Here is an 11,751-nt window from a genome sequence, read left to right on the forward strand (position 1 = left end):
ATGAAAACAAAAAAGCATTCCAGTTTGGAATGCTTTTTTATAATGTATAATTTCAGCTTATCTACCGATAACTTCTGTAATTGGATTTCCTACATTTCCACTTGGGAACTGAATTTTCAGTAAAGAAGATACCGTAGGAGCAATATCAGTCATGTGATATTCTTTATTGCTTTCTCCCTGCTTCACTCCCCATCCCATAAAGATCAATGGAATATGTGAATCATAAGAGTTCCATACACTGTGTGTAGTTCCTGTTTTAGAATATGGAGGAAGCATAGAATCATGAGAAATCAACTGAATATCTCCGCTTCTCTGTCTGTTGATTCCGTTGATAATTCTTTGTTTGATGGGCTCCGGAATGCTTGACTCCTGAACTTTATCTACAGAAACAGCATATAAAACAGTAGGATCTTTCTCAATTTCTTTTACTGCAAAGTTTCTTACATCATCCAATTCAAGTTTGCTGTCTGCCAATACTTTTCTGTCGAAATAAATCTGATAGTTATCAATCGCATTGATCAGTTTATCTGCTCCGAATTTATCTTTTAGCTTTTGGTTCAGATTTTTTTCAGCATCTTCTCCGAAGAAACCTGTAGGAATTTTATGTTCTTTAAGAAATCCTACAGAATGCGCTCCACCATGGTCTGCAGAAAGGAAAACAGTGTATTCTCCTTTTCCTACTTTTGAATCTAAATAATTGAAGAATTCAGCTAAATCCTGGTCTAATCTGATATAAACATCTTCTACTTCAATAGAATTTGGTCCGAATTTATGTCCCGCATAATCTGTAGAAGCAAGGTTGATAGCTAAAAAGTCTGTAATATTATCTCCACCCAGTTTTTCACCCTCTACAGAAGCTTCTGCCAACTTCAATGTCAATGTGTTTCCGAAAGGAGTATAACGGATATTATCTTTTTTAGTCTGATAATCCTTTGCTAAGTTGCTGTAAGGGAATGTAGGTGTTTTTGCGCTTCCCAGCAGCCCTTCCCATGAAGAGTTGTCCGGTGCACTTTCTGTATATTGGTTGATCGGAAGTAAGGTATTCCAACCGTTTGCTACTAATTTTTCAGGAAGATTCTGAGAATTGAATGATTTTACCCATTGAGGCAGGTCATTCATATACCATGTGCTGGTAATGAAATTTCCTGTGCTGTCATCAAACCAGAAAGCTCCGTTTGGAGTGTGCCCTGCAGGAAGAATAGAAGCACGGTCTTTCAAAGAAACACCCACTACTTTTCCCTGGAAGTTGGTCGCCAGTCTCAATTCGTCAGTTACTGTAGTAGACCAAAGATTTTTTGGTGAGTGGCTTCCGATTTTTGTATTGGTTGTTCCTACTGGCTGAACGCTCTCATCTGCAGTACAGTAAACCCCTTCTCCGGTCTCTTTATCTGTCCAGTCGTTTCCTGCAATCCCATGAATTGCCGGTACAGATCCTGTATAGATACAAGTGTGTCCCAAAGCTGTAATGGTAGGCACATAAGGAATGTGTACGTTATTCAAAGAGTATCCTGTATTCAAAAGTCTCTTAAAACCGTCATTCCCATACTTACCATAAAAACGGTATAAATAGTCCCAACGCATCTGGTCTACTACCAGACCAACGACTAATTTGGGTCTTTCCAGTTGAGTATTTCTGTTCTTCTGCGCATTGATTGTAACTACGGACAATAATGTAGCTGCCGCAATTGAAATGTTCCTAAGCATCCAAGTAAATTTTTATTGCCTACAAATTTAAGGGTTTTGAAAGTTTTGGAGTGTGAAATTTTATTTAATTTTGATTATTGTACAATTCATCAATCAACCTTCTATGATTTTAGGCGTATACTGGTATTTCAAATTTCCGGATCATCTATATGACTTTACGTTTTTCAAATTTTATCCGGGATTTGGTGGACATGCCGATACTCCTGCTGAACTGGCAGCGAAAGTTCAGATTGAAAACACAAATGATTTCCTCATAAAGTTGGAAAAACTGAAAGCAAACTTCAGACAGACACATTTACAGGTAAACATCAATGAAAATCAACTGATCATTACTATTGGAGATTATCAGCTTTTTGACTTTCATTTTCAGTTTGTAACAGAAATTGAAAAATTATTGATTTGTGAAAATGCTCTATTACTAAATTCAGGCATTCCCTTTACTATTCAATCCAGTAAAAGCTATCCTCCGAAAAGAGAAGCTTTCAAAAATATTGAACACCGGTTTATTCAGATGGTGGGTTCAGATTTAAAAAAAAGTAATGCTGAAAATTATATGGTCAGAATTGACTGCAACCTTCCTGCACAGCATAAACAAAATCTTATTAATGACTTAGTGCAGATTTGCCAGGAAGAAAATCTCAATGTCTTCTACTATAATGATTTCAATTTTAATGATCATTGTAATTTGATGCTTTTTTTCAGCAATGGTAGGCAGAAAAAAGAGAATATCCAAAAGGTGGATATCAATTCCTTTGGAAGCAAAGTTCGGCAGCTTGCCCAGAAATACCCTCTTCATTTCGGTCATTTCGGAAGCTTCAAAGAATATCCTTTACATGGCCCTCATACCATACTTATGGTGGATGAAAAATATATTATACACAAAAAATAAAACCATTTTAATTCAATATTATGATTAAATTCAAATATGTCATTCTGTACGTGGAAAATGTAGAACAATCTATTAATTTTTATAAAAATACTTTTGATTCTGAAATAAAATTCATCACCCCGGAAAAAGATTATGGAGAACTCCTGACCGGAGAAACTACGCTATCATTTGCCTCTGTTAACCTTGCAGGTTCAAATATTAAAAAAGGTTTTTTAACTTCAAAAACGGAAGATAAACCTTTCGGAATAAAACTGGGGTTTACCACAGATAACGTAGAAGCCTTAGTAGAAAAAGCAATAAAAAACGGGGCTGTTCTTTATGAAGATATTGCGGTAAAACCCTGGGGGCAAAAAACAGCTTACATCAAAGATCTTGATAATTATCTGATAGAAATCTGTACTGAAATTCAATAAGCTTAAAATATCTGATGTGGAAATAAAAAAATTACAAAAATTAGAATCCAACCCAAGCTTACACTGGGGGCATAATGGCTATACAACGGAAATAATATATTCTGTTTCTTCGATTGAATTTGGAGGTTCTTTTGAGTTTAACTTAAAAGAAAAATCTTTCCCTTACAACAAAATATGGGAAACAACTTCTGAAGATTTGGAAGAACTCAATGCCTTTATCGAACAAGGAAATTCTTTTGGTGCTTTTGCAGATGAACAACTTACAGGCTGGATCATCTGTGAACACAGGACATGGAACAACAGTTTTTATATTGAAAACATCCTGATCGATGAAAAACACAGACGACAGGGAATTGGCATTATGCTGATTAAAAGTGCTCTTAAACAGGCAAGGAAACTAAACTGCAGGGTGATTGAACTGGAAACACAAAACACAAATTATCCAGCCATCCAGTTTTACAGAAGAATGGGATTCAATATTACCGGACTGAACACAAGACTGTATGAAAATGCAGAAGAAATTGCTCTTTTTATGACCTTAGACCTTGATTAAATCTATGATAAAATAAATACTATCTTAAAATCTACATCCCTATTAATTAAAACACTTGCTGGTGTGTTAAAAATTTTATACATTAGTTACCAACAAATTAAAACATGATTACTATGAAAAATTTAAAAAAATTAAAGAGAAATCAGCTTGTGATGATCAGTGGTGGTGACACTCCTTATGCATTATGTGATATGGATGGCAATTGCCCACCAACAATAGGCTCTTACTATTGCAGTGATGGAACCTGCTACAGAGTTTCCGGCGGCGGCGGTGGCAACCCTGGATGTAATGAACCAATGCGTCTTTGCCAGGAATGGGAAACAGGATGCGGATGCGTTTATATGTAAAATATTCTTGTTAGATAAAATTTTGTTGAGGGCGGTTTTTACCGCTCTTTTTTATGACCTGTTGCTAAGGTATAATCTCCGGCAATTTCATTAATTTCGCAAAAAACAGAATTTCTCAATATCATGGAAAATCTTCTGAAATATATCAGATTACTCACTCCATTTTCGGACAAAAGCTGGGAAATACTTCAACCTGCTCTATCGGAAAGGAATTACAGGAAAAATGAACTGATGTTACAGAAAGATGAAGTCTGCAACACTTTATTTTATATCGATAATGGGTTTTGCAAAAGCTATTATGAAATAGACGGAGATATTAAAAACACTGGATTTTTCTTTGAAAATGAAATCGTCACCAATATCAGCAGCTTTGGAAGCGGTCAAAAATCTGAATTTAATATCATCGCTTGTGAAGACCTGCATGTTGTTATTTTTGATAAAACAAAACTATTTGAAGCAGCCAGAAATGCACCCGAAATTGAAACTTTAGGACGCCATTGTATTCGCCAGTTTGCATCCAGACAAGAAGAATTTTCAAATCTGTTCAAACTTTATACAGCAAAACAAAGACTGGAATATATTGAATCCAAGCATCCGGAAATGCTGCAACGTATCTCGCTCACTCAGCTGGCTTCATTTCTTGGAGTAGCAAGAGAAACATTAAGCAGAATCCGGAAACGAAGAATTACCCGTTAATACATTACATCCAAAACTATATATATGAAAACACTAATCTGGCAGGGAATTCTTTACCAATCTCTTGAATATTTTAATTTACTATCTGATGATAAAAGCTATACTGCAGAATCAAAAATCATTGGTTGCTATGAAGATAAAATCTTTGCTGTAAACTACAGCATTCTTATTGATAAAAACTGGATTGTTCAGGATTTTTTGATCGAATCCGAGATCAATACTATTAAAAGCAAACTTGCAGGAAAAAGAATACAGGATCAATGGGAAATCAACAATACCATAAGCCCTGAACTCAATGGTTGTGAGTTTATAGATATTTCCCTCACTCCATTTACCAATACTTTACCGATCAACAATTTAAAACTGCAGGAAAGTATTTCTCAAAAAATTGATGTTCTTTATATTGATATATTAAATCAGCAAATCAGACCTGTTCAACAAGAATATACAAGGACAGCATCCCATAAATATCTGTATGAAAATATTGAAAATGATTTTAAAGCTGAAATTTCAGTCGATGAAATGGGATTAGTCATTAGCTATCCAGAATTATTTGAGAAAATCGCTGAACTCTAATCTCATAATTTTTTAATCTTAGTAATAAACATCCCTTTACAATTGTTATTACTATATGAAAACAATTTCTTTCCTACTCTTTTTGTTCATATCTCTGGCTGTCGTTTCAGCTCAGAATCATCATTCTGAAGGTTTTTATGAAACTTCAGATCATGTAAAGATCAAATACAAAGTCTCCGGAAAAGGAGAAGCCTGTTTCTATGTTCCCGGAGGTCCCGGGCAGGGCTATCCCTCTTTTGAACTGATGGGAGGGAATAATCTGGAAAAAAGCATGCAGATGGTTTATATGGATCAGCGGGGTTCCGGCGCATCCGGCACTTCGGAAAACTATCATCTCGATAAAATGGTTCAGGATATAGAAGAAATGAGACAACATCTCCATTTGAAAAAAATCTTTCTGCTGGCCCACTCCTTTGGGGGAATCATTGCTGTCAATTATGCAAAAAAATATCCTCAGCACACGAAAGGACTCATTCTGGCGAATGTTACCTTACATTTCCTGAATGATGAATCAGTCAAAGAACAGATTGAATATGGGAACAGTCTTTTACATACAAAAACCAGGGCTGTTTCTAAAGACAGTCTTTCATCAGAACTTTCAAAAATCAGCAGTGCGTTAAGGAAAAAAAGAATCGGATATAAATTTCTGACCGAAGATATTGAAACTATAAAAGAGTCTGATAAGATTGACTCTCTTCATCCCCGAATTATCGACTTTGGAATGGCAGTCATCTCAAAACCTAAAGATTTCCCGGAATATTATGCCGATTACGCTCCTATCACAAAAGATATTCATGTTCCTGTATTGATTATTACCGGAAAAAAAGATAAAGCAGTAGGAACCCAGCACTATAAAACATTTAGTTTTCCCAATCAGAAAATAGTTTCTATTGATGGCGGGCATCTTTTGTACTATGAAAAAAATAAAGAATTTGTGAATGCTGTCAGTCAGTTTGTGAATACTGCAAAGTGATATTGTATTGACTATTTTACAGATATTAAGTTTTTGTCGCGGCCTCCGGCCGCGACAAAAACTTAATCAATATTCAAAGATTAAAAACAAACCCGGCTGTTTCAAATGAAACAGCCGGGTTTTATCTATTTTAATTCCTGATTAAAAGCAGGCAATCATTAAAATTTAAGATCTCCATTCACTTCTCTTACTGCATTAGCAGCTTCAGCGAATTTCAATTGCTCTTCAGCAGTCAATGTTACGTTTACAATTGATTCTACTCCATTTGCTCCAATGATTGCTGGAACACCAAGGCAGATATCATTTTGACCGTATTCTCCTTCAAGCATTAAAGAACAAGGGATCATTTTCTTCTGGTCACATGCAATCGCCTGAACCATTACAGAAACTGCTGCACCTGGAGCATACCAAGCTGAAGTTCCTAATAATTTCGTAAGAGTAGCTCCTCCTACTTTAGTTTCTTCAATTACATATTTTTGTTGATCTTCACTTAAGAATTCAGTTACAGGAACACCGTTTCTTGTAGCTTTGCTCAATAACGGAAGCATACCTGTATCACTGTGAGCAGCAATTACCATACCGTCAACATCAGAAATTGGAGCTTCTAATGCTTCAGCCAATCTGTATTTGAATCTTGCAGAGTCTAATGCACCACCCATTCCGATGATTTTGTGCTTAGGAAGACCTGAAGTCTTGTGAACAAGGTAAGCCATAGTATCCATTGGGTTAGAAACCACGATGATGATTACTTCCGGAGAATGTTTTACTAAGTTTTCAGTAACTTCTTTCACGATACCAGCATTGATACCGATCAATTCTTCTCTTGTCATTCCAGGTTTTCTAGGAATTCCTGAAGTGATTACTGCTACATGAGAACCTGCAGTTTTGCTGTAATCTCCTGTTGTACCCGTAATTTTTGTATCAAATCCGTTAAGAGATGCTGTCTGCATCAAATCCATTGCTTTCCCTTCAGCAAACCCTTCTTTAATGTCTACCAAAACTACTTCTGAACAGAAGTTCTTCATTGCGATGTATTCCGCACAGCTTGCTCCTACAGCGCCTGCACCTACTACAGTTACTTTCATATTGTTACTTTTTAAAAATTATTTTTGTTAGTTAAGTTTAAATTTGAAACTCCCCAAATTTAACAATTCCTGAAAAAATGCGCAATTTTTCAGGAATTTAATTAGAATTAAAATAAATTAGTTGACGTTCAGTAAAAACGTGTACAGCTTTTTCGCACCAGAAAGCACTTCTTTGTAGTTTTCTTCAGCTACCTCCATATCCAGAACTTCTTTAAAATTTTTCCACATAGGTCCTGTATTTTCCTGATAACACCCGAAAAAGTTGAATGTAACCTCATCAAAACCTTCCGTTTTGGAAAGCTGTTTGGCAATTACGTTCCCACCAAGGGTAGAACCTTCAATCACATACATAGCTCCTAGCGCTTCATGCTCGTTATTGAACTCCAGGTTATGAGATACTTCCTGATTTTCCAGAGAAAGGCTTTTCAGATCTTTTTCAATAAGTGAAAGCTTTTTTCTTGCATCAAGCTGAAGTTTCTCTGCATATTTCCCGGAAAGACTGCTGAATATTTTGTCTTCACTGTGAAGAAGCATCAGGTAATTGGTATGGATGATTTTTTTATAATCCTCTAAGGTGAAAGTTTTGTTAAAAATCTTTTCAGAATTAAAAAGTTTCTCTGCTGCATCGTGATAATCTGCCGTATTCTGTTTAAGATATTCTGATACCATAAATAACGTTTTAAAAGTTTCTCAAATATAAGGCTTTTTGAACGTTAAAATAAAGGAAGTTCCTTCACTGCTGCTTTCATAATCCACATTTCCTCCTATCCTTTTCATGATACGGTGTACAATGGACAGCCCTACTCCGTTTCCTTTAAATTTCTTCGCATTATCCATCCTGTTGAAGATTTTAAACATCTTATGTTTTTCCTCCTCAGGAATACCGATTCCATTGTCGGAAACTCTGTAAATAATAGTCTGGCCATCTTCTCTCCCTTCAATTTCCACTTTCGGAAGCTCTTTGTGGGAAGAATATTTCACGGCATTATTGATAATATTCAGGAACACCTGATGAAGCATTGTTTTATCAGCCAGTACATCCGGACATTCCTTAATGATGATTTCACTATTTGGACTGCCATAGGTCATCTTGGCATTTTGAGATATTTTTTCAATAGTATGAGCCGTTTTCAGGCTTTCAAGCTGTATTTCACTATGCTTGGCGCGGCTGAGCTGCAGTACATCATGCATCATTTCCGCCATATTATCTATTTCCTCAATAATCGTATTGATCTTGTTTTTGCTTTTTATAGAATCATCAGCAAGATTTCCCAAAAGCATTTGTGCATTCAGTTTCATTACCGTAAGAGGCGTTCCCAGGTCATGCGAAATGGTATAAGAAAAACTGTCAAGTTCATCATTTACCTTTTTCAGCTCATCATTAAGCCTTTTGATTGCATTATAATTTTTGTGTGAGGTTTCTAAAATCAAATCTCTTACCGCCTGTACAGCACTCACATTTCTGGAATTCCATCTTTTAGAATTTCCTTTGATATTTTCTGTAAAAATACGGAAGGAGGTTCTAGGTGATATCATCTGCTTTTCTTCTCCGTTTTGAGAAAAGACACTTATCTTTTTCTCAGGATTCCCTGCCCAGTTGATGTGTTCATCAAACTCTTTCCGGAACCAGATCAGCATTTCATTTTTCTCCTTTTCTATAAAATAAATAACGATACCTGCAGCATTGTCAGACAGATCCAGTTCATCACCGTGCTCTTTAAGAAAGTTACGGCTTACATAGATTCTCTCATTTGTATTCCCCAGTGCCCATTGGACAATTCTGTTGATACTTTCCGGATTGGGAGTTTTACCATCTGTTATGATACTCTCATCCGAAACAATGGCAAGCCCATCTGCCTCAGGCAGATTTCTGATCTCTGTCTTACACTCAATAAGAGAGTCGAACAGGTTATTATGTTTTAAAAACTCCGTTTTAAGCTGAGACACTTTCTCATTCAGTTCCAAACGGTAGTTCAGTTCACTCTTGGATTTAAAAGATGAATAAGCATTAGCAGCCAAAGCTGTAAAAATTCCTGCCTGTACCCTGTCCTCAAGGTCAATATGCTTAGGTTCTACATTCTGGCAGGTTACCAATCCCCAAAGATGATCATCAATAATAATGGAAACACTGAAGCTTGAAGCAGCGCCTGCATTTTTAAGATACTGCCCGTGAACGGGTGACATACCTCTGGATGCTGAGTAAGTAAGGTCAATCTTTTCAGGGCTCCTGCTTAAAATAGGAACCGTATCTGCATATACATTGCTGAAGATTCTTTTTCTTTTTTTCAGATAAAGATCGCGTGCCTGTTTTGGAATATCGGATTCCGGATAATGAAGTCCCAGAAAGCTTTCCATATTCTCATTTTTCTTTTCGGCGATTACTTTTCCTGAACCATCCATCATAAATTTGTAGACCATCATCCGGTCATAGTTTACCACCTTCGACAGGGTTTCCAGAAGATGATTCCAGAGCTCCTTTTCATTATCGATGATATAAAAATTATCGTATTTATTCGAAATTCGTTTATTGGGGTTAATCAGGACTTCTTCAAACTCCATAAAAATATAAAGTTCACTTCTGAAAACAGAAAAATGGTACTCTGTATCACCAATAAAAATCTTATCAAAATAAGTTTCATTCTTCCGTCTGGTAAACTTATCCAATGAAGTATAGATTTCTGAATCAATAATGCTTTGAAAACTTTCCGGAAAGTCAGTAAGCTGCCTTCCGAACAGTTCCTCTGAACTCCCGATTTTAAATATATCCGAAATATTCCTGCTAAAAAAAGTAATGGTACGGGATTCCGCATCAATGCCAATCAAATAACCAAAACTTTGTATAGAACCCGGAATATGGATAGGTTCTTCATGGCATTCTATAAAATTCATATATCTCTTCAGTCTATCTATCAAATATAACGTTTTTTGGAACAGCTTCCTATTTTGTGGTACGTAGATTTTAAACTTCAGTCTATCAAATGTTCAAGAGAAAAATCAGTTTAAAAAAAGGCCGAAAAACACATTAAAATATTCTTCATTTTTTCCCACTTTTAATGTCATATATCTAAAATATACAAAAAAATATCCAATAATCCAATTATCATGCTTTAACTATGATTCATAACATGATTTACACATTATTAACCTTAATAATTATTTTATTTAAACAAATTTATCTAAATTTATATCACCAAATAATGAATATGATCAAAATTAATTGAATTATTCACAATAAATTCAATACAAAATTTAAATTCAAATAATACTATTATGAAAAAGTTCCCATTAATTTTATTTTCTCTGGTCCTCTCTATAGGATTATGGAATCCATCGGAAGCATGCACAAGAGTGGTTTACAAAGGGCCTCAGAATACCGTTATTACAGCCCGTTCTATGGACTGGCGTGACGAAATCCCTGCGAACCTGTGGGTTTTCCCAAAAGGAATAGACCGCAACGGGCAGGTAGGCTCTAAATCTGTAAAATGGAACTCCAAATACGGAAGCCTTATCAGCTCTTCCTGGGATATTGCATCAGCAGACGGAATGAACGAAAAAGGACTGGTTGCCAACCTGCTTTGGTTAGGAGAATCCCAGTACCCGAAATTCGATGGAAAAGGAAGTAAAAAGGGACTTGCCATATCATTATGGGCACAATATTATCTCGATAATTTTGCCACCGTAAAAGAAGCAGTAGAATTTTCACGAAAAGAACCGTTTGTTATTGTAAGTGATTATATTCCGGGAACAGAAAGATTTACAACAGTCCATCTTTCCATTTCCGATGCTTCAGGAGACAATGCTGTATTTGAGTATATTGCCGGTAAACTGGTCATTCATCATGATCCATCTTATACGGTAATGACCAATTCTCCTGTTTTTGAAGAACAGCTGGCCCTTAACAATTACTGGAAAGGAATTCCGGGAACAGTTATGCTTCCGGGAACCAACCGCGCTGCAGACCGCTTTGTACGAGCTTCTTACTATGTGAATGCAATTCCGCAGACTGCCGATACCCGTACAGCGGTGGCCAGTGTTTTCAGTGTCATCAGAAACTGTTCCGTTCCTTACGGAATCACCTCTGCAACAGAGCCTAATATTTCTTCAACAAGATGGCGTTCTGTCTCGGATCAGAAAAACCTGGTGTATTATTTTGAAACGGTTTTCACACCGAATACTTTCTGGGTAGATCTTAAAGATTTCGACCTGAGCTCTAAGGGAAAAGTAATGAAACTGGATCTTAGTAATAATAACACTTACAACGGTAAATCCAACGCAAATTTTAAAGAATCTGCACCGTTCACATTCTTAGGATTAAAATAGATATTTTACCACAAACCGCTTACGCTTATGCAAAAACAATCTGCCCTCAGCAGATGAAAAGACCTAAGTATGCAGCACTATAATTGAATGTGTAGCCACTCCTTTCCTCGGGATAGATGCCAAATCAAAGATTTGACAGATAGTTTAAAATACTTGTCTTTCATTTAAGTGCATGCAGGAAAGTAATGGTAAAAT

At 36.1% G+C, this 11,751-nt stretch carries 12 protein-coding genes; 8 read left to right on the plus strand and 4 right to left on the minus strand.

The genetic code is table 11. The features are described from left to right. Window positions 1–57: 57 nt before the first annotated feature. Window positions 58–1,704, minus strand: a complete 1,647-nt coding sequence (pafA, locus tag ACTJIP_RS03410; RefSeq protein ID WP_440704116.1) for an alkaline phosphatase PafA — start codon at window positions 1,702–1,704, stop codon at window positions 58–60. Between the two features lie 103 nt (window positions 1,705–1,807). On the opposite strand from pafA, the gene ACTJIP_RS03415 reads away from it, so the two are divergent. The 7 genes from ACTJIP_RS03415 to ACTJIP_RS03445 all read left to right on the plus strand — a co-directional run bounded on the left by ACTJIP_RS03415 (window position 1,808) and on the right by ACTJIP_RS03445 (window position 6,151). After that, entirely contained in the window at window positions 1,808–2,593 is a 786-nt protein-coding gene (locus ACTJIP_RS03415) for a hypothetical protein (RefSeq protein ID WP_440704117.1), read from the plus strand. A gap of 20 nt (window positions 2,594–2,613) precedes the next feature. After that, the gene (locus ACTJIP_RS03420; protein ID WP_440704118.1) at window positions 2,614–3,006 is read left to right on the plus strand and encodes a VOC family protein; all 393 of its coding nucleotides are present in this window, start codon (window positions 2,614–2,616) and stop codon (window positions 3,004–3,006) included. A gap of 16 nt (window positions 3,007–3,022) precedes the next feature. Beyond that, the gene (locus ACTJIP_RS03425) at window positions 3,023–3,559 is read left to right on the plus strand and encodes a GNAT family N-acetyltransferase (RefSeq protein ID WP_440704119.1); all 537 of its coding nucleotides are present in this window, start codon (window positions 3,023–3,025) and stop codon (window positions 3,557–3,559) included. 113 nt (window positions 3,560–3,672) lie between these two features. Then, the gene (locus tag ACTJIP_RS03430; protein WP_180564385.1) at window positions 3,673–3,906 is read left to right on the plus strand and encodes a hypothetical protein; all 234 of its coding nucleotides are present in this window, start codon (window positions 3,673–3,675) and stop codon (window positions 3,904–3,906) included. Window positions 3,907–4,029: 123 nt separating this feature from the next. Next, on the plus strand, window positions 4,030–4,602 hold the full coding sequence (locus tag ACTJIP_RS03435; RefSeq protein ID WP_440704120.1) for a Crp/Fnr family transcriptional regulator: 573 nt from the start codon (window positions 4,030–4,032) through the stop codon (window positions 4,600–4,602). A gap of 24 nt (window positions 4,603–4,626) precedes the next feature. Next, complete coding sequence (locus ACTJIP_RS03440) at window positions 4,627–5,178, plus strand: putative glycolipid-binding domain-containing protein (RefSeq protein ID WP_180564387.1); 552 nt, start codon at window positions 4,627–4,629, stop codon at window positions 5,176–5,178. Window positions 5,179–5,233: 55 nt separating this feature from the next. Beyond that, window positions 5,234–6,151, plus strand: coding sequence for an alpha/beta fold hydrolase (locus ACTJIP_RS03445; protein ID WP_077419320.1), 918 nt, complete (start codon window positions 5,234–5,236; stop codon window positions 6,149–6,151). A 158-nt stretch (window positions 6,152–6,309) separates the two neighbouring features. On the opposite strand, the gene ACTJIP_RS03450 is transcribed toward ACTJIP_RS03445, so the two are convergent. From ACTJIP_RS03450 to ACTJIP_RS03460, 3 genes are all read right to left on the minus strand, one after another. Continuing rightward, window positions 6,310–7,236: a malate dehydrogenase gene (locus ACTJIP_RS03450; RefSeq protein ID WP_045500033.1), complete on the minus strand. Its 927-nt coding sequence runs from the start codon at window positions 7,234–7,236 to the stop codon at window positions 6,310–6,312. A 117-nt stretch (window positions 7,237–7,353) separates the two neighbouring features. After that, window positions 7,354–7,905 carry a biliverdin-producing heme oxygenase gene (locus ACTJIP_RS03455; RefSeq protein WP_077419319.1) on the minus strand — a complete coding sequence of 184 codons (552 nt, stop codon included), beginning with the start codon at window positions 7,903–7,905 and terminating at the stop codon, window positions 7,354–7,356. 21 nt (window positions 7,906–7,926) lie between these two features. Next, window positions 7,927–10,125, minus strand: a complete 2,199-nt coding sequence (locus ACTJIP_RS03460) for an ATP-binding protein (RefSeq protein ID WP_180565758.1) — start codon at window positions 10,123–10,125, stop codon at window positions 7,927–7,929. Window positions 10,126–10,506: 381 nt separating this feature from the next. On the opposite strand from ACTJIP_RS03460, the gene ACTJIP_RS03465 reads away from it, so the two are divergent. Next, window positions 10,507–11,556: a linear amide C-N hydrolase gene (locus ACTJIP_RS03465; protein ID WP_180564390.1), complete on the plus strand. Its 1,050-nt coding sequence runs from the start codon at window positions 10,507–10,509 to the stop codon at window positions 11,554–11,556. The last annotated feature ends 195 nt before the right edge of the window (window positions 11,557–11,751 follow it).

Origin of the sequence: Chryseobacterium sp. 22543 (assembly GCF_052044565.1) — a bacterium.
Lineage (GTDB): Bacteria > Bacteroidota > Bacteroidia > Flavobacteriales > Weeksellaceae > Chryseobacterium.